The sequence below is a fragment of the Parasulfuritortus cantonensis genome, assembly GCF_004337445.1.
In the GTDB taxonomy this organism is placed as follows: Bacteria; Pseudomonadota; Gammaproteobacteria; order Burkholderiales; family Thiobacillaceae; genus Parasulfuritortus; species Parasulfuritortus cantonensis.
This window is the reverse complement of the sequence record NZ_SJZB01000001.1, coordinates 1-25,159: the sequence shown is the minus strand read 5'-3', so window position 1 is coordinate 25,159 and position 25,159 is coordinate 1. Positions and strand designations below refer to the sequence as shown.

23 protein-coding genes and 1 pseudogene are annotated in these 25,159 nt (G+C 61.9%); 13 read left to right on the top strand and 11 right to left on the bottom strand.

Annotation, left to right across the window (positions count from 1 at the left end):
* Nucleotides 1-3: 3 nt before the first annotated feature.
* From EZJ19_RS00115 to EZJ19_RS00085, 7 genes are all read left to right on the top strand, one after another.
* Complete coding sequence (locus tag EZJ19_RS00115) at nt 4-771, top strand: DsbA family protein (RefSeq protein WP_290898068.1); 768 nt, start codon at nt 4-6, stop codon at nt 769-771.
* A gap of 192 nt (nt 772-963) precedes the next feature.
* Nucleotides 964-1,458: a RadC family protein gene (radC, locus tag EZJ19_RS00110; protein WP_131444258.1), complete on the top strand. Its 495-nt coding sequence runs from the start codon at nt 964-966 to the stop codon at nt 1,456-1,458.
* Nucleotides 1,459-1,706: 248 nt separating this feature from the next.
* Nucleotides 1,707-2,084 (top strand): TIGR03757 family integrating conjugative element protein, encoded by a 378-nt coding sequence (locus tag EZJ19_RS00105; protein ID WP_476704058.1) that lies wholly within the window; start codon nt 1,707-1,709, stop codon nt 2,082-2,084.
* Nucleotides 2,081-3,031: a TIGR03756 family integrating conjugative element protein gene (locus tag EZJ19_RS00100; protein ID WP_131444256.1), complete on the top strand. Its 951-nt coding sequence runs from the start codon at nt 2,081-2,083 to the stop codon at nt 3,029-3,031. The genes EZJ19_RS00105 and EZJ19_RS00100 overlap by 4 nt, the downstream gene beginning before the upstream one ends.
* A gap of 9 nt (nt 3,032-3,040) precedes the next feature.
* Nucleotides 3,041-4,444, top strand: coding sequence for an integrating conjugative element protein (locus EZJ19_RS00095; RefSeq protein WP_131444254.1), 1,404 nt, complete (start codon nt 3,041-3,043; stop codon nt 4,442-4,444).
* Nucleotides 4,441-4,794 carry a hypothetical protein gene (locus tag EZJ19_RS00090; RefSeq protein WP_131444252.1) on the top strand — a complete coding sequence of 118 codons (354 nt, stop codon included), beginning with the start codon at nt 4,441-4,443 and terminating at the stop codon, nt 4,792-4,794. Before EZJ19_RS00095 ends, EZJ19_RS00090 begins: the two co-directional genes overlap by 4 nt.
* A gap of 15 nt (nt 4,795-4,809) precedes the next feature.
* Complete coding sequence (locus EZJ19_RS00085) at nt 4,810-6,327, top strand: conjugal transfer protein TraG N-terminal domain-containing protein (RefSeq protein ID WP_131444250.1); 1,518 nt, start codon at nt 4,810-4,812, stop codon at nt 6,325-6,327.
* Nucleotide 6,328: 1 nt separating this feature from the next.
* On the opposite strand, the gene EZJ19_RS00080 is transcribed toward EZJ19_RS00085, so the two are convergent.
* Nucleotides 6,329-6,700, bottom strand: coding sequence for a DUF3742 family protein (locus EZJ19_RS00080; RefSeq protein ID WP_131444248.1), 372 nt, complete (start codon nt 6,698-6,700; stop codon nt 6,329-6,331).
* Between the two features lie 323 nt (nt 6,701-7,023).
* Between EZJ19_RS00080 and EZJ19_RS00075 the strand changes: the two genes are divergently transcribed.
* The 4 genes from EZJ19_RS00075 to mobH all read left to right on the top strand — a co-directional run bounded on the left by EZJ19_RS00075 (nt 7,024) and on the right by mobH (nt 12,492).
* Nucleotides 7,024-8,169 carry a type IV toxin-antitoxin system AbiEi family antitoxin gene (locus EZJ19_RS00075; RefSeq protein WP_206199261.1) on the top strand — a complete coding sequence of 382 codons (1,146 nt, stop codon included), beginning with the start codon at nt 7,024-7,026 and terminating at the stop codon, nt 8,167-8,169.
* Nucleotides 8,157-9,026, top strand: coding sequence for a hypothetical protein (locus tag EZJ19_RS00070; RefSeq protein WP_206199260.1), 870 nt, complete (start codon nt 8,157-8,159; stop codon nt 9,024-9,026). The genes EZJ19_RS00075 and EZJ19_RS00070 overlap by 13 nt, the downstream gene beginning before the upstream one ends.
* An 11-nt stretch (nt 9,027-9,037) precedes the next feature.
* The gene (locus EZJ19_RS00065; protein ID WP_131444246.1) at nt 9,038-10,405 is read left to right on the top strand and encodes an AbiJ-related protein; all 1,368 of its coding nucleotides are present in this window, start codon (nt 9,038-9,040) and stop codon (nt 10,403-10,405) included.
* A gap of 251 nt (nt 10,406-10,656) precedes the next feature.
* Nucleotides 10,657-12,492, top strand: a complete 1,836-nt coding sequence (gene mobH, locus EZJ19_RS00060; protein ID WP_131444244.1) for a MobH family relaxase — start codon at nt 10,657-10,659, stop codon at nt 12,490-12,492.
* 215 nt (nt 12,493-12,707) lie between these two features.
* Here mobH and EZJ19_RS00055 read toward each other — a convergent pair whose 3' ends face one another.
* The 3 genes from EZJ19_RS00055 to EZJ19_RS00045 form a co-directional block, all read right to left on the bottom strand.
* The gene (locus tag EZJ19_RS00055; RefSeq protein WP_131444242.1) at nt 12,708-13,778 is read right to left on the bottom strand and encodes a ComEC/Rec2 family competence protein; all 1,071 of its coding nucleotides are present in this window, start codon (nt 13,776-13,778) and stop codon (nt 12,708-12,710) included.
* A gap of 149 nt (nt 13,779-13,927) precedes the next feature.
* A complete protein-coding gene (locus EZJ19_RS00050) occupies nt 13,928-14,617 on the bottom strand; it encodes a hypothetical protein (RefSeq protein ID WP_240754598.1) in 690 nt (229 codons plus the stop codon).
* Nucleotides 14,614-15,765, bottom strand: a complete 1,152-nt coding sequence (locus EZJ19_RS00045) for a ComEC/Rec2 family competence protein (RefSeq protein WP_131444240.1) — start codon at nt 15,763-15,765, stop codon at nt 14,614-14,616. The genes EZJ19_RS00050 and EZJ19_RS00045 overlap by 4 nt, the downstream gene beginning before the upstream one ends.
* Nucleotides 15,766-15,895: 130 nt before the next feature.
* Here EZJ19_RS00045 and EZJ19_RS00040 point away from each other — a divergent pair, with 130 nt between their 5' ends.
* Nucleotides 15,896-16,798: a BrxR family helix-turn-helix transcriptional regulator gene (locus EZJ19_RS00040; RefSeq protein WP_131444238.1), complete on the top strand. Its 903-nt coding sequence runs from the start codon at nt 15,896-15,898 to the stop codon at nt 16,796-16,798.
* Nucleotides 16,799-16,804: 6 nt separating this feature from the next.
* On the top strand, nt 16,805-17,593 hold the full coding sequence (locus tag EZJ19_RS00035; protein ID WP_131444236.1) for a hypothetical protein: 789 nt from the start codon (nt 16,805-16,807) through the stop codon (nt 17,591-17,593).
* Nucleotides 17,594-17,668: 75 nt separating this feature from the next.
* Here the strand turns inward: EZJ19_RS00035 and EZJ19_RS00030 are convergent, their stop codons facing one another.
* The 7 genes and pseudogenes from EZJ19_RS00030 to EZJ19_RS00005 all read right to left on the bottom strand — a co-directional run.
* Nucleotides 17,669-18,388, bottom strand: coding sequence for a hypothetical protein (locus EZJ19_RS00030; RefSeq protein WP_131444234.1), 720 nt, complete (start codon nt 18,386-18,388; stop codon nt 17,669-17,671).
* Nucleotides 18,385-20,412, bottom strand: a complete 2,028-nt coding sequence (gene pglZ / locus EZJ19_RS00025; RefSeq protein WP_131444233.1) for a BREX-3 system phosphatase PglZ — start codon at nt 20,410-20,412, stop codon at nt 18,385-18,387. Before pglZ ends, EZJ19_RS00030 begins: the two co-directional genes overlap by 4 nt.
* Nucleotides 20,409-23,228, bottom strand: a complete 2,820-nt coding sequence (locus EZJ19_RS00020) for a DEAD/DEAH box helicase (RefSeq protein WP_131444232.1) — start codon at nt 23,226-23,228, stop codon at nt 20,409-20,411. The genes pglZ and EZJ19_RS00020 overlap by 4 nt, the downstream gene beginning before the upstream one ends.
* The gene (locus EZJ19_RS00015; protein WP_131444231.1) at nt 23,225-23,734 is read right to left on the bottom strand and encodes a hypothetical protein; all 510 of its coding nucleotides are present in this window, start codon (nt 23,732-23,734) and stop codon (nt 23,225-23,227) included. Before EZJ19_RS00015 ends, EZJ19_RS00020 begins: the two co-directional genes overlap by 4 nt.
* On the bottom strand, nt 23,731-24,288 hold the full coding sequence (locus EZJ19_RS15970) for an AAA family ATPase (protein WP_206199259.1): 558 nt from the start codon (nt 24,286-24,288) through the stop codon (nt 23,731-23,733). Before EZJ19_RS15970 ends, EZJ19_RS00015 begins: the two co-directional genes overlap by 4 nt.
* Complete coding sequence (locus EZJ19_RS15965; protein ID WP_206199258.1) at nt 24,252-24,764, bottom strand: AAA family ATPase; 513 nt, start codon at nt 24,762-24,764, stop codon at nt 24,252-24,254. Before EZJ19_RS15965 ends, EZJ19_RS15970 begins: the two co-directional genes overlap by 37 nt.
* Nucleotides 24,761-25,159 (bottom strand): annotated as a pseudogene (locus EZJ19_RS00005) (DNA methyltransferase); the annotation flags it as partial. The pseudogene EZJ19_RS00005 and the gene EZJ19_RS15965, both read right to left, overlap by 4 nt.

Genomic DNA, 25,159 nt, shown 5'->3' with positions numbered 1-25,159 from the left:
AAGATGCCGCTGCCTCGTTTTGTCCGTTCCCGCCTCTTCCTCGCTGGGCTGCTGGCGAGCGCGATGCTGCTCTCCGCAGCTGTGTGGGCTTTCCTGCACCTGTATGCCGCAAGACCCGACGAGCGTTCCGCCCGCGCGGAGTTGCCCGTCACCGCTGCGGTTCATGTCGAGCCTGATTCATCGGCGCCAGCAGGTCCGCCCTGGCGCTACGGCCGGGCGGATGCGCGTTTCACGGTGGTCGAGTACGCCGACCTCGAATGCCCGTTCTGCCGCGCGTATTTTGTCGTACTCAAACGCTGGATCGACCAACATCCCGAGGTCGCCTGGCAATGGCATCACCTGCCGCTGTCGATGCATGAGCCCGCAGCGTCCGCAGAGGCGCGCCTGGTCGAGTGCGTCGGCCAGACCGGCGGTCACACCGCGTTCTGGCAGGCCGTGGAGTGGGTCTATGCCCATACGCGCGGCGACGGGCAGGGCTTGCCCGAGGGCCTGCGCTATCCCGACCTCACGCCCGACGCGCAGCAATGCCTCAACTCCGAGCGGCCGGATGCGGTGATCCGCGCGCAGGCGGCCAAAGCTGCCCGGCAGCACATCGCCGCCACGCCCACGCTGCGCCTGCAAGACCGCCAGTCCGGCAAGACGCTGCTGCTACGCGGGCCTGTCGACGGTGACGCCTTGCTGTCGGCCATCGACTTGCTGGCCGCAGGGGGCACCGATGCCCCGTCAACAAAGGAAATGCCTGCCGAGCCCATCGGCGACATGCCCAGGTAGCCACGATCTTCAAGGCTACGACGCGGCCTGGCCGCGCTGATCGACCCCGTTCGCTTCGCATCCCTCGACGCGAACAGCCACTGCGCGAGCGGTGGTGGATGCCGCTGTTCCCTTATTCACATTCCCATCGTCCCTGGAGGGTTCGCCCTTCCGGGGCGGGCGTCCTCCCACTTCATCCTTTGGAGGTTCGCCATGTCTTATACAGTTACCGACTCCCACCCGGAGTCACTGGCCCTGATCGCCACCCAGCACGAGGATTGGATCATCCAGCAGGCCATCCTCTTGCTGGAGCACCGCATCTTCAAGGCCGGGCCTTGCCTCTCCTGTCCCGCCGCCGTGCGCGACTACCTGCGTCTGAAGCTCGTCGCCGAGCCCAACGAAGTCTTCGCCGTCATCTTCCTGGACAGCCAGCACCGCGCGCTGGCCTACGAGCAGCTGTTCAAGGGCTCGATTGACCAGACCTCGGTGTACCCGCGGGTGGTCGTCCAGCGCGCCTTGGCCCTCAACGCCTCGGCATTGATCCTGGCGCACCAGCATCCATCGGGGATGACCGAGCCCTCGGCCGCCGATCGCGCGCTCACGGAACGGCTCAAAGCCGCCCTGGCCATGGTCGATGTCCGGGTGGTGGATCACTTCATCGTCGGTGAGGGCGCGCCGTACTCCTTTGCCGAAGCCGGTCTGCTGTAGCCGCAGTCTGCATCCGGCCTTTCCACGCAGCGTCATTCAACCCTGCGGGAGCCTCGGCTCCCGCATTCCTTTCGTGGTTGCCCCAAAGCGGAATGGTTGCGGTGCGCTTTCTTTGTCGCGAACGGAGCGGCGTTGGCGTTCGATTGGGGCTTCGATCGATTTCCAGGACGCCCGCCATGATGGCTCCCCATTCCTTCATCTCTCAGCGCTTGCGAACCATCGGCACGGCCCTCGCGTCGTGGGTCGTCGTGTCGTCCGCACTCAGTACGGCGGCGACGGCGGCCGAGGTGCTCGTGATCACCGACAGCGGCCACCCCGTGCGGGTAGCGGCCGGTACGCGCGTCGTCGAACTGGACCTGCCGGCGCGCATCGAGGCCGAGTTGGCTGCAGGCATGCCGGCCGATCCCGCCCGCGCCTCCGCCATCGTGCAGCAACGCCTGCGCGAGGGTGGGCCGGACTTGCAGCGCCGCATCGGGCGCGCCTACCAGGACGTCGCGGAGGCCTGGGGCCTGGGCATCGCCAAGGTGCCCGCCGTGGTCGTCGACCGGCGCTACGTAGTTTATGGCGAGCCGGATGTTGCCCGCGCCGCGGCACGCATCGAAACCTATCGGAGGACCCAGCCATGATCCGCCTGCCGTCGACACCTTCGCGCCGCATGCGCGTGGCGGGCGCCTCGCTGCTGTTGGCCGGCGCAGCTTCGTCTTTCGCCCTGGACACGGCCACCATCGTGGCCTCAGCACTGTCGCCGGATTGCCTGGAGTACCGCGTCGTCGGCATCTGCTACTGGCTGTTCTGCACGCCGTTCGGCTGCTCGGTGCGCACCTCGGTGAAGGTGCGGCATTACGTGCCCGACGCAGTGGTGTCGAGCTACTCGAACACCGGCGAAAACCCGTGGATCGAAGTGCGTCCGATGAGTGTGCCCAACCCCACGGCCCGGGCCGGCGGCGATGGCACCACCAACCACGACAACGAGAACAACCTCGGCAAGTTCAAGAACGCGGACGTGATCGGGCATCCCGCCGGCGCGGTGTTCAGCCAGTTCGCCAGCGCATCCGGCTACACCTGCCAGGGTGCGGGCACGGCCTTCATGCCGTACCTGTTGAGCACGCTCGATACGCTGGCCTGGCGCTACAACATCCCCGAGATGGTGTACCCGGAAGCATTGATCCCCGGCATGCGCGAGATCGGCGGTCGCACGACGCTGAACCTGTGGGGCAACGTCTATCCGCGCGGCGGCTTCCTGCACCAGACCGACGACTACAAGAGCGGCGCCGTGGTCGCTCAGCGCGCGGGCGACATCGTGACCCGCCGCGCCCAGCCGCACGTCTATCAACCGCTGCTGGCAACAGCGCGCGACGGCTACTGGCCCGCCGGCGCGCTTGTGGAGACCGACGCCTCGACCGGCAAGTGGCAGGAGCTGACGCCGACGCTCTCGACCTCCTGCGCGGTCTTCCCGCACAGCAATACGCGGGTACAGGCCCAACAGGGTGACTACGCCTGGGCGCTGTGGCGGCCCTATGCCTGCTGCCGGCGGCGCGGACAGGTGTTTCTCGGCAGCGTCGATTTCATGTGAGGTGATCCGATGAAGGCGTCCATTTCCCGTTTCATTCAACGCACCAAACCCTATAGGCTGGCCGTCGCATTCGCCTGCGCCTTCACGGTAGCGGTAGGCGTCGCATGGGCGCAGACCCGCATCGACCCGAGCGGCGCGAACGTGAACGGAAGCGTCATCGGCGACGATGTGCTCTACAGCATCGGCGGCGGTCGTGCCGTGTCCATGAGCGGCGCCGGGAACATGCAAAGCATCGGCGTCGGGATCGGCTGGAACAGCAACCTGATCTGCGGAAACATGAGCATCACGACCACGCTGCAGAACCAGCTCAACGGCATCACCAACGGGTTCCAGTCGATCATGAGCACCGTGATCCAGAACGCCACCAGTGCCGTGGCATCGCTACCGGCGTTGATCATCCAGCGCGCCGATCCCGGCCTCTACAACCTGCTCACCAACGGCGTCCTGCAGGCCCGTCTGGATTTCGACCGCTCGAAGATGACCTGCCGGGCCATCGCCAACCGGATGGCCGACATGGCCGGCGGTCAGGCCGGCTGGGACCAGCTCGCCGAGGGCATGGCACTGCGGGATGCGGTCAGCGGCAACGATGCCGTGTCGGCCATCGAGCAGGCCGAGTCGAACAGGGGCAACAACGGCGTGCCTTGGGTCGGCGGCAGCAACGCGGGCGGTTCGGGGCAGGGTTCGATCAAGGTGGTGGGCGACGTGACCCGCGCGGGCTACAACCTGCTCAACGGCCGCAGCGTCACGGACACCTCGTCGATTCCGCGCGCTTCCTGCGGCAACCGGCTGACCTGCCAGACCTGGAGCTCGCCAGATGCCGCCGCCGCCTTTGCAACCCGCGTGCTGGGCGAGCGCGAGCAGCGCACCTGCGAGAGCTGCACGAAGACGCAGACCACGCCCGGCGTGGGGCTGACGCCGGTGATCCAGGAGGAGTACGAGACCAAGCTGCAGGCGCTGCAGGATCTGGTGACTCGTGCGAAGCCAACGACGGTGACAAACCTGGAGGCGGCTAGTAGCAATTCGCTGCCGATCACCCGTGGTGTGATCGAGGCCCTGCGGGACGAGCCCGACCAGGATCTGCTGGGCAAGCGCCTGGCCTCGGAGGCTGCACTCTCCAGCGTGCTGGAAAAGGCCTTGCTGTTGCAGCGCACGCTGTTGACCGGCAAGAAGGAGCCTAACATCGCCGCCAATGAGCTGGCCGTGAAGGCGGTCGATCAGGAGAACGGCACGCTGGAGCAGGAGATCAACAACCTCAAGACCGAGCTCGAACTGCGGCGCGCTCTGGCCGGGAATTCCGCGATGGCGATCATTCAACGGCACAGCACCAGGGCTGGCGGATCGCGCGGCATCTTCGAGGGTGACACGACCCGTGACCGGCTCAAGGAAGTGCAGAAGCCGCGGGGCACGCCATGAGCATCAAGAGCTGGCTGCGGCCGGCGTGGCTGTTCAACCGCCGCGTCGGCATGGCGTTGCTGTGGGCGCTGCTGGTCGCTTGCATTGCCGTGGCCGTGAATATCGTCGGTATCGGCATCGTCGGCAGTATCGATGACTGGGAGCGCTGGCTGCGCGCGCATTCGGCGCACTTCCTGGTCTGGCGGCTGCTTGTCTACACGGTGACGGCCTATGGCTGGTGGTGGATGCGCGGGCGCCTGCGCGAGCGCGAGCCCGAGTCGGAGGCGCACCAGCGCCTGCTGCGCGTCGAGATCGCGGCCGTGGTCACCATCGTGCTGCTCGAAGCCAGCCAACTACTGCGCGCAAGCTGAGGCGGGGAGAATGAAATGACGCTCTACACCACGGACTACCTCGAGTATTACCTGACCCTGGTGGGCTGGGTGATCAACAACGGCATCTGGAACATCCTGGTGGCCAGCGGCGTGTTCGCGCTGCCGTTCGTTGCCATCGTGATCCATGAGTGGCTGCGGGCGCGGGCCGAAGGAGCGGACGAGGGCAACAAGGGCGTGCTGTCCTCGATGCGCATCGAGAACCGGGTATGGGTGGCAATCTTGGTCATCATGTTCGCCGGCATTCCCTTCATTCCCGTCGACCTCAGCACGATCAGGTTCGACACAACCCGTTCGGCGCAGTGCCAGGTCAACGTGCCGCAGCCGGCGGACACGGGCTGGTCCAACGCCTACACCACGCTCAACAACCAGAGCGCGCTGGTGCCGGTGTGGTGGTTCTTCATGCACGCCATCTCGAAGGCCATCACAGGCGCTGCGGTCGCGGCAATTCCCTGCGGGACCGATCTGCGTCAGATGCGCATGGACGTCGATGCCACGCGCATCAGCGATCCGGTGTTGGCTCAGGAAGTCGCCGACTTTGTCCACGACTGCTACGGGCCGTCGCGCGCCAAGCTGTTCATGAACCGGCCGACGCTCTCCGACGATCAGATGAACGACGTGACCTGGATCGGTTCGAGCTACTTCCAGAGCACGTCCGGCTTCTACGACACCTACCATTCGAGCACGCCACGTACGGCCTGGCCTTACGACGCAACACGAGACGCGGGCCTGGCCCAAGTGGACAGCGGCGGGGGCTATCCGACCTGCCGGCAATGGTGGTCGGATGGCGGCAGCGGGCTGCGCGCGCGCCTGCTGGCCCAGGTCGATCCGGATCTGCTTTCCCGTATCGGTCATTGGGCAGGGTTCCTGTCGCAGAACGAGGTGAATGACTCGGTGATCCGCGCGGTCGTGTCGCCGAGCCAGCAGAAGATGAACCAGGGCGCCGTCTATACCGACTATGGCGGTCAGATCGAGAAGACGCTTCCCAACATCGTGACCCGCGGTGCCGGCGACCTTGGGATGACCGTCGGCTCGCTGGGCTTCTTCCCGGCGATGGATGTGGTTCGCCAGGCGTTGCCCATGGTGCTGTCGTTGCTCAAGATGGCACTGGTCATCTGCATCCCGCTGGTGCTGCTCTTCGGTACCTACGAGCTGAAAGCCCTGGTCGCGGTGAGCTGCGTGGAGTTCGCGCTGTTCTTCGTGGATTTCTGGTTCCAGCTCGCGCGCTGGCTGGACAGCACGATCCTCGATGCTCTCTACGGCTGGGGTTTCGGTGCGAATCGGCCGCACACCAACTTCGACCCGTTGATCGGCCTGAACAACGCCTTCGGCGACATGCTGTTGAATTTCGTGATGGCGACGATGTTCATCGTGCTGCCGGGCTTTTGGGTGACCGCACTGGCCTGGGCTGGAGTTCGCGCCGGGAATGTGCTTCAGGGACTGTCGGAAGGTACGAAATCGGCAGGTCAGGCCGGCTCAAAGGGAACAGGCATGGTGATCCGCAGTGCCAAATAGCCTACCTCTCGTCATCGAACCGAGGGTCGGGATCGTCGTTGTAGTTGATCGGATCGTAGAAGACACTGCGCTTGTGATCTGCTTGGTCGCCGATCTCCCCTTCCTCGTATTCGTCGTATGCGGAGCCCCGAGCCGCCCAAGCCGCAACCACTGAAAACGCGACCAGCAGTGCCAGCCAGAACGCGGCATAAAGCAACAGACCGAATGCAACGAGCTTGGCCGCCAACAGCGTCGCCTTGGCTGCGCCCGGCGCCCATCCCCGCGCAAGCAGCCAGCCCTGTGCTCGCCGATCAAGATGCGCGCAGCGTCGCCACGCTCGGCCCAGCATCCGGCCGAGACGTTCTGCGAAGGTGGTCTGTGCGGCGGTCTTCATTTCGGCTACCTCATGGTCGTCCTGTGCTTCTTTTGATACCCGTTCGTTATTCGCTTGATTGAATCCTGCATGAGTTTTCAACCCATGAGCGAAATTCTGTGCAACGTCAAATCACGTCTGCGGCGGATGCCGGCAAACAAGATCGTTCTGGCCTTGGCGTCGTGGCGAAAAAACAGGTGGATCGCGTGGCACGACTTCCAGGATCAGACGGCTCAGCGGGCGGAACAGCCCGGGGTTGGCGTTGGCCTCAGCATGCAGCCATGGTAAGGAATGCTGCCTGCCATGTCCATGTTTTTCACCATTATAGGCACTTTCAGCATCTGGTGAAAGCACCCATCTCAGTGAAATCCTTGCGGAAATTTCACGAAATGTGGTATTTTCAGCGGATGCTGAAAGACCATCATCCAATGAAAGAAGCAGAAGCCCGTGCCGGCGAAGCGTTGCGGCGGCTGCTTGAGAACGTCCCGATCCTTCACATCGAAGGCATCGAGCCTGAAGCCGTATCCGGCGATTGGGAGCCAGACTTGATCGCCCGATTGCTCGTGGACGGGCGGCAGCACATGCTCATCTGCGAGTACAAGTCGAATGGTCAGCCGCGGTACGCCCGTTCTGCACTGCTGGAACTGCGGAACTACGTGGCGCAGCGAGCCCCGCAGGCAACGCCCATCTTCATCGCGCCTTACCTCTCACCCGCAGTGAGGCAGTTGTGCGTAGAGAAGGACGTCGGCTATCTCGACCTTGAGGGAAACGCCCGAATCGCCTTCGGCGGCGTGTTCATCGAGCGTATGGTGGCGGACAAGCCCGCGGCCGAACAACGCGAACTCAAGTCGCTGTTCAGGCCGAAGTCGGCCCAGGTTCTACGCGCCATGCTGCGCGAGCCCGACCGTGCATGGCGCGTCACCGAGTTGTCGGCAATCTCCGGGGTCAGCCTGGGGCACGTCAGCAATGTGCGCACCGGCTTGATCGATCGGGAATGGGCGCGAGCGTCGGACGATGGCCTCGTCCTCTCAGAGCCGGACGCACTGCTCGACGCATGGCGAGACAGCTACACCGCACCGCCAGGTGAGCGGCTGCGGTTCTACACCCCGTTGCATGGCAGCGCGTTCGAAGATGCGGCCCGCGGCGCACTGCGCGCCGAAAGCGGCCCCGGACGCGCCGTCTTCGCCTCCTTCTCGGCAGCGCAGTGGCTCGCTCCTTACGGGCGCACCGGCACGCACTACTTCTTTGCCGATGAGGCAGGTCTTCAGAAGCTCCAGGCCGCGCTGAAGCTCGCGCCCGCCTCGAAAGGCGAGAACGTGGCCATCACCGTGTCGAAGGACTTGGGACTGCTCGCCGACACTATTGAACCTGCGCCGGGCGCGGTCTGCACGAGCCCGATCCAGACCTACCTTGATCTGTCCATTGCCGGCGAACGCGGCGCCGAGGCCGCCGAGCACTTACGCCAAGAAAGGCTCTCATGGCCCAAATGACACCCCAGGAACCACAATCGGCCGCCGAGTACGACGACCGGACGACTGCGGCAGTGAAATCGGTGCTGATCGAGATCGGCCAAATCCTTGGTAGCTTCAAGGGCAAGTTCGCCATCATCGGCGGCGCGGTTCCTTGGCTTCTGCTGGCCAACGAGGACATGCCGCATGTCGGCACGCTCGACGTGGACGTCGGCCTGGACGCGGAAGCGCTCGGCGACGGCGAATACGCGACATTGATCGGCGCGCTTCAAGGCCATGGCTATGCCCAGCGCGAGGGACTTCGGCGCTTCCAACTGGTTCGCCAGGTTCCCGCGCGCGATGATGGAGAAGCGATCGACGTCGTGGTTGATTTCCTGATGCCGCGCGACGCGGAGATCGTCAAGAACGATCCCCCTCTAATCAGCGATTTTGCCGTGCAGCGGGCCGATGGCGCCGACTTGGCGATGCGGTTCTACCAACTGGTCGCCGTGGCGGGGCCGATGCCGGACGGTGGAACCAACCGCGTGGAGATTGCGGTGTGTTCAATCCCCGCTCTGCTGGCGATGAAAGGCCACGCACTGGCGGGCCGCTACAAACAAAAGGACGCCTACGACATCTACTACTGCGTGCGGAATTACCCTGGCGGCATCGATGTGCTGGCACAGGAATGTCGCCCCCTGCTGGGGCATCCCAGCGGTGAGCGCGGTTTCCGGCACATCGCCGACAAGTTCGACACCTTCGAGGGTCATGGGCCTACCTGCGTGAGGCGCTTCGTCGAAGACACGCATGCGCTGGGCGATCGCACCCCCGAACAGTGGCAGCAGGACGCCTTCGGGCAGATCGACGCGCTGCTGCGCGCCATGGCGCTGCGAGGTTGAGTCGCGCAACCATGGACTACGTGCAACTTCGCAATTTGCTGGAGCCTCTGGTCACCGGGCTGAAGGATGCTGGCACCCACACCATGCTGCCGACGCTTTGCGAGGAACTGGGCCTGCCTGCGCCTGGCGCCGATGGTTCCAAGCGCGAGCGCATGACCGCCAGCTTCAATGCGGTAGCGGACACGGACCTGCCGATAGTTGCACGCAAGCTGCTGGTGCGCCACCCGCCCAACGCCACCACGCGCAACCAGATTCAGGACATCCTCTGGAGCGACAGCCCATGTCCTCCCATCCCGAAGCGGTACCGGCGCGAGGTCGCGCGCAGGCTCAATCGCGAGGAGCTGTACGGGGATGCCCGCAGGTTCGACGAGCTGTTGGAGCGCCTGTGGATCTTGGATGCGGATGACTGGATGCACCTGCTGGGCGGGAAGCCGACGGGATTGCGCGCTGAAATCCAGCAGCATGTCCATCGCAATCCGGAGGACTGGCCAGCCGAAACGCTGTTCGACCAGTTGGGAGCGTATGACGCCTCCGACAGGCGCTTCGCGCTGTTCCTGGAGGGACTGGCTTCGGCCGACGTGCGCCCCGACGAGGCCGCCCAACGCCACTTCGTCGCCTGCGTCAACGAGCCGCTGCGGAGTTGCGGCGTCGAGCTGCGCGAGACCGACTCGGAAGGCGGCTACCCGATCTTCACGCTGGTCCCGCAGCACGCGGCGACCAAGGGCCGGCCGAAGAATCTCATTTTCGCCTCGCCCGACAAGCCCGACCTGCGCTTTCGCGACGCGCTGGACAACGACGTCGAGATCGTCACCAATGCGGACAAGGTGCTTGTCTATGATCGGCCCATCGGCAACGACGGGCTGCGCTGGAACGATCTGCAGCAGTGGTGGGGAGAAGCCGAGCAGATCGCCGATGCGACGCTGGCCAAGCGCTCGCTATACGCGCGTCTCAAGGCCAGCCTGCCACGCAACTCCCCGCCGCAAACCTTGCTGTTCGATGCCTTCTTCGAGGGATTTCGCAGTGCCGTGCCCAACCTGCCAGCGCTGCTGCCCGAAGTCTGGCTGCATTGGGACCCACGGACGGTCAAGGAGCGAGGGCCGGATGCGCTTCTGCGGTTTCGCATGGACTTTCTGCTCCTGCTGCCCCAGGGCGTTCGAGTCGTCATCGAGGTCGACGGCAAGCATCACTACGCGGACTCCACGGGCAGCGCCGACGTGCAGCGCTATTCGCAGATGGTCAAGGCCGACCGCGAACTCAAACTCGCCGGTTATGAAGTCTTTCGGTTCGGGGCAGCGGAGCTGCAGGTGCCCACGGCGAAGGCTGACGTAAAGACCTTCTTCGAGGCCCTGTTCAAACGCTACGGCGTACCGACGACCTGACAACCCAGGCCCGTGCTGGCCCTCGATGCGGGCCTGGGCCAGGACTGACGACAATTCTGCAGCGCTCCGGGTTTGCCGGGGTTGCCCCATGCCGCATTGATCGTGGCGCTCCAACCCTGGCGGCCTTATACCCAAGGCTTCCATAAAAGCCAAAGGGCTGGGAAGGGGGCAAGGGAATGGGGCCAAGGGGAAAGGCCCTACCCGAAAAGGCAAAAAGGCTCCCCCGAGCAGCCCGACATCCGGGGTTTCCCATGCTCTCGCTGTTCAAACGCAAACGGGTGCCGCCCACTGCCAGCGCGTCGCCGACGCCCACATCTCCCGCCGAGCCCGGCAAAGGGCTGGTGCGACCGGAGCCGGCCGCATCGCTACTGGCGACGCCACGTCGGCAGAAGCTGCTGGAACATATCTGGCAGCGCACCTCGCTGTCGCGCCGACAGTTCGGCACGCTCTACCTCGCGCCGCTGGAGCGCTACGCCGAGCTGGTCCAGCAGTTCCCTGCTTCGGAAAGCCACCACCATGCCTACCCGGGCGGCATGCTGGACCACGGCCTGGAGATCGTTGCCTACGCGCTCAAGCTGCGGCAATCGCACTTGCTGCCCGCTGGCGCCACGCCGGAGGCGCAGGCCGCCCAGGCAGAGGCCTGGACCGCCGGCACGGCCTACGCGGCGCTGTTGCACGACATCGGCAAGATCGCCGTGGACCTGCACGTCGAGTACGCCGATGGCGCTGTCTGGCACCCCTGGCACGGTCCGTTGCAGCGGCCGTACCGCTTCCGCTACCGCAAGGACCGCGAATACAGGCTGCACGGCGCCGCTACCGGCCTCCTGTATGCGCGCCTGCTTGATGCAGCCATCTTCGATTGGCTCAGCGGCTATCCCGACCTCTGGGCCGCGCTGCTGTACGTGCTGGCGGGCCAGTACGAACATGCCGGCACGCTCGGCGAACTGGTCGTGCAAGCCGACCAGGCATCGGTAGCGCAAGAACTCGGCGGCGATCCAAGCAAGGCTCTGGCAGCACCCCGGCACGCTCTGCAACGCAAGCTGCTGGACGGCCTGCGCTACCTGCTTCGGGAGGAGTTCAAGCTGAACCAGCCTCAAGCGTCAGACGGATGGTTGACCCAGGACGCGCTGTGGCTGGTCAGCAAAACCGTCTCGGACAAACTGCGCGCCCATCTGCTGGCCCAGGGCATCGACGGCATCCCATCCAGCAATACCGCCGTCTTCAACGTGCTGCAGGACCATGGCATTGCGCAACCGACATCTGAGGGCAAGGCCATCTGGAAGGCCACCATCACCAGCGACGCGGGCTGGTCTCATACCTTCACGCTCCTGCGCCTCGCCCCCTCCCTGATCTGGGAAGGCAGTGAGCGGCCTGCACCGTTCGCCGGCACGGTGACGGTAGTGCAGGAAGACGGGGAGCCAACCATTCCTGTGCCCTCGCCAGCCGCGGCGGATTCGGTCGCATCCGAGCCTTTGCCGGCGCAGTCGGCCGGCGATGGCGTCGAAGCACTTCTGGATCTGCTCGGCACTTCCGGCATGGCGCTGGCCGACCTCTCGTCCACCACCGAACTCCTTCCGCCGACCATGAAAGAGCCGCTCCTCGAATCCGGTGAGTTAAGGGTGCTGGCCGACGCGATGGCGCCAGCGCCTACAACGACGCCGGGGTTGGAGGAAACGCCGTCTGGTGAGCATTTTGTCGCTTGGCTCCGCCGGGGTATCGAAGAGCGCCGGCTCATCATCAACGACGCCAAGGCACTGGTGCATACTGTTGCCGACACCGTCTATCTGGTCAGTCCCGGGGTATTCCAGCGCTACGCTCAGGAACATCCCGAGACTACCGTCCTTGCCAAGCAGGACCAGGTGGCCGACTGGCAGTGTGTGCAGAAATGGTTCGAAAAACTGCAACTCCACCGCAAGCAGCAGAACGGTCTGAACATCTGGACCTGCACAGTCACGGGGCCGCGGAAGTCGCGGCGTCTCCACGGTTACCTGCTGGAAGACCCGCGTGTTCTGTTCAACGATTTACCGCCGAACAACCCTTACCTGTCGCTATCGCTCTCTACGGACTCCGTGCATCAGCCTTCGTAGAAGGGCGTGGTTGAGGTGGCGGCCGACACCGTGCCAGGCGGCCTGTGTCCTGAACTGCTCCGTAGTCTCCTTGGCCCCGGCCTGCAGCCGCGCTGACACTTGCGTCATCAGTTCCGCTTTCGCCTGTTCGGCATGGGCATGCCCCCCGCGAGCCCGCCGGGATGTACGCAATGTTGTCAGAGGGAAGTTGAAAAGCAGTGTCCCCTTAACCGCACTCAACTTTCTTGATCTTCGGGATACGCCGCTTGGGGAATCGGTATCCAGCCATTGCGGGTGATGCCTGCCCCGATGCGTATGTTCTTGCTTTCGGTGGCCGCCCAGTGCCCACCTCGGTGCAATACAGCGCGAATCACCGACTTCCGTGGATGATCCTCATCCGCCTTGGCAGAGCTGCATATGGCATTCCAAGAATGCTTGTCCGGCATACTGTCCAACCGTGGACCAACCAGTTGATCCAGAATTTCAGTCGAAACATTGTGCCGCCCACCATGGTGAGGCACCTGGAAATACCGAATGCCTGGCAGTGCGAGTCCCGCAAAAGGCGCGTAGTCAATTACCTCTTGCAGCGCTTCACGCCCGGCATCGCCAGTAAGCATGACGCGATGACCATTTAAGACAGCCGACTGCACCACACTCATTTCATTTTCACGACTGGTCGGCTCAGGCGGAAAATACTCCTCACCCCACAGGGACTTGATGTATGCGGTCGCGGCCTTCACTACCCGAAATATGCTGTTCAGCGCGCTATCTAGAGCACTTTCCTCAACAGCTTCCGGTGTCTTCGCGGAGTCCACGACCAGGTCAAGGTAGCGCCCCAGGGTAGGTGCCATGACCGTGAACGGACCGATGCTCTGCCCCTGAAGAGGGGCATGGATTGGAATTCCCTTCTCCACCGCAAGATCCTCAAGAATTGCCGTGGCATCGTAGATGGAGCGCAACTTCCGTCGCAGTGCTTCAACCGATTCATAGGTCTCAAAGTGATCAATCAACTGGTCCGCGTATATCCACGGTCGGTTGATCCAAAGATTCCTGACCGTGCATTGCTCCAGGACTTTTCGCAGCCCATTTGCGTGATCGCGATCAGGGTGCGTGAGGATCACATGGTCGATGACAGTTGTTCCATAGTACGTCTTCAGGTGTTCGACAATCTGATCGCCCGTATCCAGATATCCACCGTCAACGACGTGCACGCCCTCAGTGCCATTCACCGAATAGCGCAGCGTGATCGCATCCCCGCTTTTCGCTGTTTCGACGCCAAGAAAATCAATCTCGAAGTAGTCAGCCATACATCCCTTTCGTTCTATGCCAACAAAGTGCCGGCGGCTTCGCACCTACCAGCGATCCACCGCACATGTGAGTCCTGTCGGAGTCCATACCAGCGACACGGCGGGAAGGCCGCCAGCATCCTCGGCGATGCCGCGCAATGTATTTCGGTCTATACCCGAATGTGCGCCGCCTTTCGGGTGGCTGCGGTATGGCCATTTCCCCATTTACCCAACTTGTCGTTGTGAACCTCCTGATAGAACACAGGATCGACTTGAGCAGTCAGTTCGGCATTGATGATGGCGTATAGCCCGCCATCAATCGTCACGTAGCCTGCGGGAACTATCAAAATCGTGCCGTCAGCGGGAGAGGCGGCCGCGACATTCTCGGCACTGAATACAAGGGTCGAAGGACAACTGTCTCGACGCGTCGGCTCCCACCCCTGTTCAAGGTCCAGCAACGTCCCGGCTGCGGCCTTGTGCAGCCAAACGATCAACTGATCGACAATGGCATCCAGACCAAACCGATGCAGCAGCTCGTCCAACGACCCCTCGAACAGGCAAGGCGAGACCAACTCACCTTCGCGATGGGGATTGATGTGCGGCAAGTTGAGCGGGAAGTCCGCACGCAAGAAAGGCTTGGGTGCAGACATGGGCCAGTCACTGCCGAATACCAGAACGCATGTCTCGACCGAGCACACTCCGGTCCCGGATACGCCATTGCGCCGAGACCTGCTCGGCAGCTCAACAGCAACATCGACTTCAATCTGCGTCGATTCACCACTTTTCCTTGGCTCGCCAACGCGGACAAGGCCCCTGTGCCGCTGAAGTTGATGCCGTGCGTCCGCGATGGTGCCCGTCATGATGCCCCGTGCGGCATGGGGGCGCGCGCGGAGGTGATCACGGCGGCGGCCTTCAATCCGGCTTCCTTCTTCGAGGGAGGCTGCACACCCTGAGCGGTGACGGTGAAAACGAGAGGCTCCACGGATTTGTCGCTCGGATATTCGCCCGTGCAGTAGAACTCGCCTTTTGCTTCATCCACGATTGCTACGTACTCACGCTTTGCGCGGATGCAGGGCGGATCGCTGTCGTCGTCTGCGATCGGCTTGCAGCTAGCGACGATGACGGCACCGTCACGGGTCTGCGAAAGCGCCTTGCGAGCGTCGGCATCGAGTTTGGCCTTTTCGCGGTAGTCCGACCAACTGTCATAGGACAGCGAATGCCAGGAACAGTGATGCGGTGCCTGCATGATGTCGTACTCAAGCACATCGGCTTCGGCCTTGTGGCGCTGCCACTGGCGGTTCCAGATAAATACTTCGGCATCGCCACCAGTAAGGAATTTTGCGCCATCCGGCGTCTGAGCATCAGCGGCCAATGTGAAGTTCAAGATCACGCTGGACTGGTTCTTGACCAGGCACTCTTCCTCTTCTTCGTCGTCCTGGGCGTCCAAGGGCGCCAGAAGAAACGCGGAGAAGAATGCGGAACTCTTGCCATTGATCGTCGAGAAGCGCGTGTCCACCTTCCGCACAATCGAGGTGAGATCATCGGTTTTTCCGTCGATGTCCTCGCCCATGATCTGAATGCGGTCGCCGTTCCCGACGACGAAATTCTTGTCGCGGTTCAGCTGTACGCGCCGACGCGCCTCTGTGTTGAATGCCTTGGCGTCGTCACTCAAGGTGTGCGTCTTGCTGGCGCGTCGAAACACGATCGGGGACGACCACATCTCTCGGATCACGATCTTCTTGTCCTTGTCGTCCTTCTTGTCATCCGGATACTTGTCCAGCGGCCCCAGGTGGAAGTGCCGCGTCAGGCCTCGGCAATGGTCCTGGTCCGGGTGGCTCAGCAGGAACGCATCGACATACGGCCTGCCGTTCTCATCTTTCTTCAGTCGGTTGCGCAGATCCTTGGCCACATCGCGCGCCTCCCCGTCAGGGTCGTCGGCGTCTTGCCTGATGTTTACGTCGATCAGCAAGGTGGTTGCGTCGAGGTCGCCGAACTTGATGAGGGTCATGTCCCCGTTGTCGACGGGAAAAACGTGATGGTTGTGGGCATTGGGGGCTCCGGGTAGACGACCGAAGGATGATCGCGTATAGTTAATGTACGACTATTTTTTATATCCGTCTACTTTTTAGGCGCAACTGATGCAAGAGTCCTCTGTCACTGCCGCCAATCCTGCTGAGCCCAAAGGGCTAAGTTGGGGGTTGGAGAGCAGACTTCAATTCATCGATTTCCGTTTGCGCTGGGAGCGGCGCATCAATCGAATGGATCTCACTGAGCACTTCGGCATATCGGTTCCCCAGGCGTCACTGGACATTGCCAAGTACATGGAGTTGGCGCCGAGTAACCTGACTTACGACCGCAGTTCCAAGACCTACACGGCAGCGCCGAGTTTTCGCCCGCTTTACCAACGAAGCTCGGCGCAACACTATCTAGCGGAGCTGCTGGCCACCAAGATGGGAGTCATCGAGCCTGCGGCCAGCTTTATCGGCTCAGCACTTGAGGCAGATTGGGCGCCGTCCCCCTGGCGCACGATCAATGAACAGACCGTCGAAGCAGTGGTCCGGGCAATTCGGCAGCAGGAAGCCATTTGGGTGAGCTACCAGTCCATGACGTCCATGGACGAATCGGTTCGTCTGCTGTCTCCCCACGCCCTTGGTAATGACGGTTTTCGCTGGCACATGCGCGCGTTTTGCCACAAACGCCAGCGCTTCAGTGATTTCGTCCTCGCCCGAATCCTGCGCATCGAGGGCTTCGAACCGAGCAAAGTGGACGCCAGCCAGGATACGCATTGGCATACTGTGCTGATGCTGGTGCTTGCTCCGCACCCCGATTTGCCCGCGGCCAAGAAACGAGTCTTGGAACTGGACTACGGCATGGAAGACGGGCAGGTCAAACTTCCATGCCGCCAAGCGTTTCTGTACTACACGCTAAGGCGTTTGGGCTTGCATACCAAGGAAACGCCGGACCCTCTCGCGCAACAGATCACGCTAAAAAATCGCGATGAAATCCAACCCTACATCGATGCTTTGACAGCACAGGCTTGATTTCCCATGACAACAATTTTCGAACTGGTAAAGGACCCGTACGAGCGCAAGGCACGTGTGGTTCCAGGGCTTCTCGTGGCTTTGCCATTGCTCGTCCCCTTGCTATGCGTCTACGGAGCAAAGCATCCTGTGCTTACAGGTGTAATTGGCTTGCTTGGCGGCTGCGGCGCCATTTATGCACTTGCAAGCGTGGCTCGTGGACGCGGGAAAAAACTAGAAGAGATTCTGGTTGCAAAGTGGGGCGGCATGCCTACAACCATCGCTCTACGCCATCGTGATAAGTTTCTCGATAGCGTCAGCAAGCAACGCTACCACACGGCGATCACGGCCAAGCTGGGTATTGTCATGCCGACGGCAGAGGAAGAGTCAGCAAGCCCCGACAAGGCAGACGACATATACATCGGTGCAACCAAACGGCTTCGCGAACTCACGCGTTCTAACAAGCAGCTCTTGCTGAAAGAGAACATTGCCTATGGATTTCATCGCAATATGCTGGCGATGAAGCCCGTCGGTATCGTGTCGTGCCTCCTGGGTATCCTTTACGGATTGCTGATTGCAAAGGTTCTCCAGGTAACGCCTCCCCACTTTGATCCTGTGCACTTTGCCGATCCGGGGCTCGCCGCAGGCTTGACGTTGCTCATTTCGCTGGCGCTGCTTGCCGCTTGGCTGCTGTATTTCGATCAGAGCGCGGTCAGGCGTATGGGTTTCGTCTATGCGGAACGTCTATTTGAGTGCTTACCGTCGTTATCTTCTTCAGCCTCACGGAAAAAGCCACAGGGGGCACAGGGCGCTTGAACGCACTACGCCGGATGCCGTTCTACTTCGCCAATCTGCCCGCGTTGCAGGAAGTGGCGTAGACACGAGCAATTGCTACCTTTGCCGCAAAGCGACGAACTGGTTGCTCGGGCCTTCCGACCGAAGGCTTAGATTCGGGCTGTTCGACACCACGTATGCCAAGGGCCGCGTCAGGGCGAACGGAAACAACACCGGCAGCGATTGCAGACTTGGCACAGAAACGGGCTTGCCCGCGTAGCGCACAGCCGCCTCGATCAGCCATGCCGTAAGTTCGTCGTTCTCGATCGCTGTTGGTGTAAGCCGGACAACGCGCTTGCCCTTCTCCACGCGCTCCACAGCGCTCCAACTCGCCTGGCTCTGGATGACCATGTTGGTCATGCGCCGTGTTCCTTCGCGCTCCCCGTAAGTCTCACTCATGCGCCGGTGCACTTCGGCGGATGCGCAGTCGCCCTGGATGGCGGACAGGCGGCCCACCAATTCGGCCACCTTGCCGAAGAACGGGTACGTCGCAACAGCCATGCCCCAGCACAGCGCGGCGACTGGAATGTCCGAATGCGTCTTATGGATGGCCACGCCGCGATCCGCGTAATCGACAAGTTCGGCGCGCGGCTCTAGCCACAGCCGGTTCAGTACGGTGCGTGTTTTCTTCTTGGCTTCGACGCCAAGTCCGGCTGCATCGAGCAGTGCATTCAGATCATCTAGTCCAGCCGCGCCAGCACGAACATTCAGTGCCGCAGTCGCCCAATCAAGCTGAATGAACCGATCGAAGCCTATTTGAGGGGCTGATGAATTCATTCGGTACCAATCACATATTTGACTTTCACAAAGGGCACGATCAACTCTTCGACCGACACCCCGCCGTGGACTACCACCTGCTCGCCCTCAGGCACAAAGGCAGTTCGTCCGCCTGCGAATAGGGGCATGAAGTTCGCGGGTAGTCCTGCAATGTCCAACCTGACCGTGGTGGGATAGGCCGCAGCGGAATCGGCCAGCAAGTGTTCGCTACGATAGACCCGAACGCGTTCGCCGCGCGTCTCTGCAATCACGCCCTGGTTGGGCCTACCGACGCCGGTGGACTCGACGTTGCCGTGGTCTGCCGTCAGGTAGATGTGGTAACCCTTATCCAGCAGCAGCGAGAACAGCCGATCAACGAAGCCGGTCGCCAACCAGTTCCCAACCCACATGGCCACGTCCTTCTTCGATCGCTCCTTGTGGAGCCGGTCGTCCACCTCATCGATCACCAGGCCCAGAACCTTTGGATGCCGGTCTGTCAAATCCGATTCCAGTGCATCGAGCTGATTGATCTGTCGCAGCGCGCGGCGATACATCACCTGATTTGGGTTGACGCCTTCGTTCTGCCAGAACGTCTTCCACAAGGACTCCTCCTTGTCGGTCCGATCAATCGAGTCGTCGAACTCACGAGGCTTCAGGCCAGAGAACAGTGCCTGGCGCGACACAGATGTCACAGTGGGCAGCCACGCGAACGCCGTTCCCTCATCGAACGCAAAGCGCTTCGTGCTGGCGATCAGCCGCTCCCGGATCTGCACCCACTGGTCAAATGCGAGCCCATCGAATACCAGCAAAGCGACCTTCGCTTCACCAGCAGAACGCCGATGCCGCAAGAAGCGCGGAACGTGATGCACCATCACCGGGCCCTTGGTGACCGGCTGCAAAATCAGGTCGGCGTAATGCTTGGCCGCGACCCAAGCATGCAGCCGCTCGTCTGATTGCGCCTGCAGCGTCTTGATGCGGTCGTCGATCTGTTGACCCATAGCCAGAAGATACTCGCTGCCTTCCGCGCCGGGCAGGGTATGTGTTCGAGCCAGGATCTCGCCGTAGCGCTTGGCGAACTCGCTCCAGTCCTTGTGCGAGCAGCTTGCCGTGGGCAGCGCATCGATCAGACCGTCGATGCCTTTGAGTACCAAGGCCTGCAACGCCGCGGGGTCCTGGACAATGCCGGCCTTAATCCAGCTCGGCATCCCCGCCGGGACACTGTGCACCGCCAGCGGGTGCAAGGTGCCGTCGAGAAACATGGAATCGACCAGCACCTGCACATCGGAGTGATCGAAGGGAATCTGGATCTTGGCGACATACTCCGGCGGTGGCGGTTCCCCTGTGCGCGTGCCATCCAGTCCCAAGTTCGCCAGGTAGCGATACCACGCGTCCTGCACCACCCGTAGCAGCGCACTCTTGGACGCCAACCATGTGGCGACGGGCTGATCCGCGAACAGCCCTTTGCTCTGGATAATGCCCGCCGCGTGCAGTGCGAATAGCGGCGGCAATGAGCGGTTGGCGAAGTGCATCCGCAGCAACTCGCGCCAGAAATCCACCGGGTTGCGAATGGACCGCGGCGTCAGTTGATAGACATGTTCGAGGATGAAATCTTTCGACTCGTTTTCACCGCGCGCTGACTGCAACTCGGTCTGGTGGGCATAAAACAGCCCCGCAAGATGCTCCTGTTCTACCTGCTGCATAGCGCTGTAGGCCAGCCTGGGGAAAAGCTCCGCAAGGCTGAGCCGTACCACGCGCCCGTGGTGCACGATGTCCCACGGCAGCTCATTCGCATCGGCGCTGCGCAGATGCAGAACCAGTGAAGGCGCCGGTCCCGGCTCACCGCGATCCCATGCGGCGCGATACCGTTCTTCGTATTCCGCCCGGAAGGCAAACGGGTCCTCGTACAGCATCACCTCGAAGCCCCGGTCGCGCAGCTCGGACAACAGCTTTTCGTCGAGCAGCACATCGTCGGGGTCGCAGGCCACCCACAGCCGGGTGAGGTCGGCCGTGAAGTGACTGAGAATGCGTTTTGACCACTGGCTCATCCCACCTGTCCTCCGGGCATCGCATCACCGGAGACGCGCACCATCATCACGGCATTCAAATCCGGCACGCTGGCCTCCATGTCATCCAGGGCCGCCATACGTGCATCGTGTTCCTGTTGCAGTCGCTTGCGCCGATGCTCACGCACAGCGGGCAAACCTATCCGCCCGATCGCCTGGCCCCGGGCCTCGAAGGCATACAGCGCACGTTCCCGTTCTTCCTTCAGGCGCTCACGGTGTTCGTTCAACAGCTCGTTAAAAATCCGCTCACCCTGGGTACTGGCGGTGGCATGGGATGCCTCGAACCACTTCACCGACTCCTCGGCACCCGTCACGGCATGCACGTCCACGGTTTCGGTCAGCAGCAGATCCCAGACGCGCTTGGCGGTTGGCACGAAGGGCCGGCCTTCCTCGTTGATGAACACCGGCAGGAAGCGCTTCCGACTCAAGCCTTCAGCCGCCAGACTGATCTCCCACAGCGACCAAATGCCGCGTACTGAATCCGGCAGCCCGGTCACGCGGATCACCGGCAGTGGCTGGCCGGCGACAAAGCGCGGCAGCTCGCTGATCACAGCACGGGCGCGTGGATCTTCCATCGTGACCCATTCCAACTCCGGGTTCTCATCCGCCGTGCGGGCGTCAAAGCAAGCCTGTGCCGACTCGCTGCCGTCTGCCCATTTCACCCGCCACGCATTGCCCACCTTGGTGGCCGAGCCACCACGGGCGGCCAGCCCGCTGGTGATGGCGCGCTCCAGCCAGAACTGCGCTGGGTGGTCGCGCCACTTGCGGGCATCATCGGCATCCAGATCATGTTCAGTAGTGAGCAGATCGCTATTCTTCTTCGACTCCGCCAGGGTGGTTCGCAACTGCGACACCACCGCGTCGCACTCCTGTTCGATGGCATCCGGGTTCTGCAGACCGTGCACGAACAGTTCGTCGAAGATCGGGTCGGCCTCAACCGAATCCATCACATCGGCCGCCTTGTCGACGCCAAACTCCTGTGCGATGACTTCCAGCTTTTCTTCCAGCACCTGGCGCACGCGGTGCTCCACGGTGTCTTCGAGCACGAAGTTGATGGCACGCACCACGTGCTTCTGTCCAATGCGGTCCACCCGGCCAATGCGCTGCTCGATCCGCATCGGGTTCCACGGCATGTCGAAGTTGACGATGACGTGGCAGAACTGCAGGTTCAGACCTTCACCACCCGCGTCCGTCGAGATCAGCACGCGCACATCATTGGAGAACGCCTGCTGTGCGCGGGTGCGCGCTTCCAGGTCCATGCTGCCGTTGAGCGTCGTCACCGAGAAGCCACGGCTCTCCAGGTAATCGGCCAGCATCGCTTGCGTGGGCACGAACTCGGTGAAGATCAGCACCTTCAGCGCCGGGTCACCTTCTTCCTGCTGCAGCTTGTAAATCAGCTCCAGCAGCGCCTCGGCCTTGGCATCGGTGCCTGCGGCTTCGGTTTCCCGCGCCAATTCCAGCAGCATCTCGACTTCGGACTTCTCCAACTCCCAGCCGCTGGACTGCATGGCCAGATCCACCTGGGACTGGCCGTCCAGGTCCGCCCACTCGTCTGCGCTGGTGTTCTCGAACAGGTTGGCCTGGGGCTGCGGTGCTTCAAGCAGGGCTTGGCGCTTTTCCAGTGTGGTGCGGATGGCTGCCGTGCTGGATGTCACCAGCCGTTGCATCAGGATCATCAAGAACCCGATGTGGCGCTGCTTGGCCGCCATAGCTTGGTTGTAACCGTGGCGCACATAGTCGGTCACCGCCTCGTATAGCCGCTGCTGCGAGCCGTGCCGGCTCTGCCAGGCCACCGCCTGCAGCCGGGTGACACGCGGCTTGAACAGCGGCTGGCCCTCGGCATTGATGGACACACGCTTCTCGGTGCGGATCACAAAGGGGCGTACCCGGTCACGGCTGACGCTGCTCTCGTCCGGGAAGGCTTCCCGGTCCAGCAACTGCATCAGCCGCATGAACTGGTCGGTCTTACCCTGGTGCGGCGTGGCCGATAGCAGCAAGAGATAGGGTGAGGCTTCGGCCAGCGCGGCGCCCAGCTTGTAGCGGGCCACCTGCTCGGTGCTGCCGCCCATGCGGTGGGCTTCGTCGATGATGACCAGATCCCACGATGCTGAGATCAGGTCCTCGAAGCGCTCGCGGTTGTAGGTGTTGAGTTGTTCCAGGCTCCAGCCGCGACGGCCTTCCAGCGGCTTCACCGAATCCAGCGAGCAGATCACCTGGTCGTGCATGCGCCACAGGTTTTCTTCCTCGCCCGCGCCGCCGCTGCGCCACTGGCGGAAGGCCGCCAGCTCGGATGGCTCGATGAACTGAAACTTCTCGCCGAAGTGCAGACGCATCTCCGCCTGCCATTGGCGCACCAGCCCCTTGGGCGCCACCACCAGGATGCGCTTCACCCGGCCACGCAACTTCAATTCGCGCAGCACCAGGCCGGCCTCGATGGTCTTGCCGAGGCCCACCTCATCGGCCAGCAGGTAGCGGATGCGATCGCGGCTGATCGCGCGGTTCAGCGCATAGAGCTGATGCGGCAGCGGCACCACGCTGGACTGGATCGGCGCCAATAGCAGGTTGTCCTCCAGCGCATCCAGCAGCTTGGCAGCCGCCGTGGTGTGCAGGATCTGCTCCACGCTCGGGCGCACGCTTTCCAGCGAGGCCAGGTCCGCTGCCCGGGCGCGCACCACCGCGTCCTTGGCCGGCAACCAGACGCGGTAAGCCACCTCGCCCCATACGTCCTGGCGTTCGATCACACGGCAGGGCGATGCCTGCCGGGTAAACCAACACCAATCGCCGATGGTAAAGCTCATGGACCGACCCGGCTTGCCGGCATGTGTGCCAGAGTTTTGTTCCAGGCAGCAAGATTCATCACTGCACAACCGGCCACAAATGGTTTTTTCCACGGACGATCTGCGGGTCCATTCATAGGGATCTGGCGCTTCAGAGCATCCGTTCGCGTTATCAGGTCGGCATCGGACAACGTACTCGCGCCGATCAGTACCAGGTAATAAATGGGTTTCTTCGCTCTACCTTCGGCGTACTCGTACAACCACGAATCCCGATACTTGGTCTTGAGATCGCTATCAATTGCGCCACTCATGAATTTCTTGAGGAACGCAGCGCTGTCCTGGGGCTTGGCATTGGGATTTTCGGGGTCTTTGAACTCGACAAAGTATGTTCGATCGTCCAACTCGACGATAAAGTCCACGGCCTTCATGCAATGGCTCAAGCCATGACTGGTCTCATCATCGAACTTCCGGCCAGCGACGCCTGCTGGCAAAGTGATTTGCAGATCATCTTCGGCAAGCACCGTCATGGTTTGATGCCTCCCAGGCTGCGCTTGAGCTCACGGTCGTAAAGATCGCTGAACGTGGCGGCAATCGCATTGGGATCAACGCCAAGATAGCTATCGCTTGCCTTGGCGACGACAGCTTCCGTCTCATCCCGGAACAGCGACAGATATCGAATCTGGTCGTCCTTCTGCTTGCGCAGATCGAATTCCTTCAGCAGAACATAGTTGTGAGTGGTCAAGAACACCTGCACGCCCATTCGTTGCAACTCCAGGATCACCTCGACCACATCGCCCATCAAAGCTGGATTCAAGTTGGCTTCGGGCTCATCCCAGAACAGCACCGAGCCCGAGAGCAATGTGCCGTTCTGGATCAGCAACCAGATCAAGGCCAGCTTGCGCATGCCCTCCGCCAACAGTGTGAATTCGAGATCGCCCTGTTTGTTCTTGAGGAAAAAATGCTCGCCTTTCGCGACCACCTTGCCGTCGATGGCCTTCTGTAGTGCAGTCAGCAGGCGCTGCCGATCTTTGTCGGTCGGGCCCATCAACTTGGGGAGGAAGGCACGCTTGATGATGTCCACATAGACTTCTTCAAAGGCAATTTCCCGCTTGGCTGCCGTGGCCAGGAAGCCTGGCGCGTGGGCCAGCATTTCCTTGACCGGATATAGGCGCTGGCCAGCTCTTCTTTTTTCCAGGATGCCTCGCCAGTGACCTTCACATCCTCAGGTTTGTTGGTGTGATTAGAAAACTCTGCCGCCAGCTTTACGCCTCCTTCGCGGGTGACCACGGCTTTGGTTTTGACGCTGGTTGATTGCCGACGTGCCAAACGGCCCATGCGACCCTCATGCGGGTTGAAAACACTGCGCAGCTTGAGTGCAAAGCCCTTATCCTTGTCTTCGCCCACGGTCACTGCGCATGCCGCATACAGCACTTTCAGCAAGTGCGTTTTGCCAGTGCCATTTGCACCGATGATGACGTTGACTCCTTGCGAAAACGCCTGATCCAATCCGGCAAAGGACGTGAAGTTATCCAGCTTGATGTGCGTGATTTTGCTCATAGTCCGTCCTCCGTTCTGGTCAGCGCGAGGTCAAAGAGCGTCAGCAGCTTCTCGTCTTCCTGCAGCGTTTCCTCTGGCAGCTTGTTGGCAATGCCGATGATGGTTTGATAGTCCTTGGCTGCCCACGCAGCGCGGAAACCGGCACGCAGTACCTCAAGGCGCGACTCTTTGATCTTGCGTCCGGTGAAGGCCTTGTAGGTCTCAAACTCTTTCAGCAGTGCCTTCTCGCGCTTCTTCTCCAAGTCCTGTGCCTTGTTCGGGTCAGGCACATACCAGCGGTCCTTGGCTCTGGATCTCATCACTGGATGACTTTTATCGAGCCCGCGACAGTCATGAAAGTTCTTGGATAAATAGTTGGAAATCTGATTTGGAACGTCACCGTCGCCGTCATATCG

Bases quoted from the DNA above. Each gene is read 5' to 3' on its own strand.
- EZJ19_RS00115 (WP_290898068.1), top strand. From the start codon at position 4: ATGCCGCTGCCTCGTTTTGTCCGTTCCCGCCTCTTCCTCGCTGGGCTG.
- radC (WP_131444258.1), top strand. From the start codon at position 964: ATGTCTTATACAGTTACCGACTCCCACCCGGAGTCACTGGCCCTGATC.
- EZJ19_RS00100 (WP_131444256.1), top strand. From the start codon at position 2,081: ATGATCCGCCTGCCGTCGACACCTTCGCGCCGCATGCGCGTGGCGGGC.
- EZJ19_RS00095 (WP_131444254.1), top strand. From the start codon at position 3,041: ATGAAGGCGTCCATTTCCCGTTTCATTCAACGCACCAAACCCTATAGG.
- EZJ19_RS00090 (WP_131444252.1), top strand. From the start codon at position 4,441: ATGAGCATCAAGAGCTGGCTGCGGCCGGCGTGGCTGTTCAACCGCCGC.
- EZJ19_RS00085 (WP_131444250.1), top strand. From the start codon at position 4,810: ATGACGCTCTACACCACGGACTACCTCGAGTATTACCTGACCCTGGTG.
- EZJ19_RS00080 (WP_131444248.1), bottom strand. From the start codon at position 6,700: ATGAAGACCGCCGCACAGACCACCTTCGCAGAACGTCTCGGCCGGATG.
- EZJ19_RS00070 (WP_206199260.1), top strand. From the start codon at position 8,157: ATGGCCCAAATGACACCCCAGGAACCACAATCGGCCGCCGAGTACGAC.
- EZJ19_RS00065 (WP_131444246.1), top strand. From the start codon at position 9,038: ATGGACTACGTGCAACTTCGCAATTTGCTGGAGCCTCTGGTCACCGGG.
- mobH (WP_131444244.1), top strand. From the start codon at position 10,657: ATGCTCTCGCTGTTCAAACGCAAACGGGTGCCGCCCACTGCCAGCGCG.
- EZJ19_RS00055 (WP_131444242.1), bottom strand. From the start codon at position 13,778: ATGGCTGACTACTTCGAGATTGATTTTCTTGGCGTCGAAACAGCGAAA.
- EZJ19_RS00050 (WP_240754598.1), bottom strand. From the start codon at position 14,617: ATGACGGGCACCATCGCGGACGCACGGCATCAACTTCAGCGGCACAGG.
- EZJ19_RS00045 (WP_131444240.1), bottom strand. From the start codon at position 15,765: ATGACCCTCATCAAGTTCGGCGACCTCGACGCAACCACCTTGCTGATC.
- EZJ19_RS00040 (WP_131444238.1), top strand. From the start codon at position 15,896: ATGCAAGAGTCCTCTGTCACTGCCGCCAATCCTGCTGAGCCCAAAGGG.
- EZJ19_RS00035 (WP_131444236.1), top strand. From the start codon at position 16,805: ATGACAACAATTTTCGAACTGGTAAAGGACCCGTACGAGCGCAAGGCA.
- EZJ19_RS00030 (WP_131444234.1), bottom strand. From the start codon at position 18,388: ATGAATTCATCAGCCCCTCAAATAGGCTTCGATCGGTTCATTCAGCTT.
- pglZ (WP_131444233.1), bottom strand. From the start codon at position 20,412: ATGAGCCAGTGGTCAAAACGCATTCTCAGTCACTTCACGGCCGACCTC.
- EZJ19_RS00020 (WP_131444232.1), bottom strand. From the start codon at position 23,228: ATGAGCTTTACCATCGGCGATTGGTGTTGGTTTACCCGGCAGGCATCG.
- EZJ19_RS00015 (WP_131444231.1), bottom strand. From the start codon at position 23,734: ATGACGGTGCTTGCCGAAGATGATCTGCAAATCACTTTGCCAGCAGGC.
- EZJ19_RS15965 (WP_206199258.1), bottom strand. From the start codon at position 24,764: ATGAGCAAAATCACGCACATCAAGCTGGATAACTTCACGTCCTTTGCC.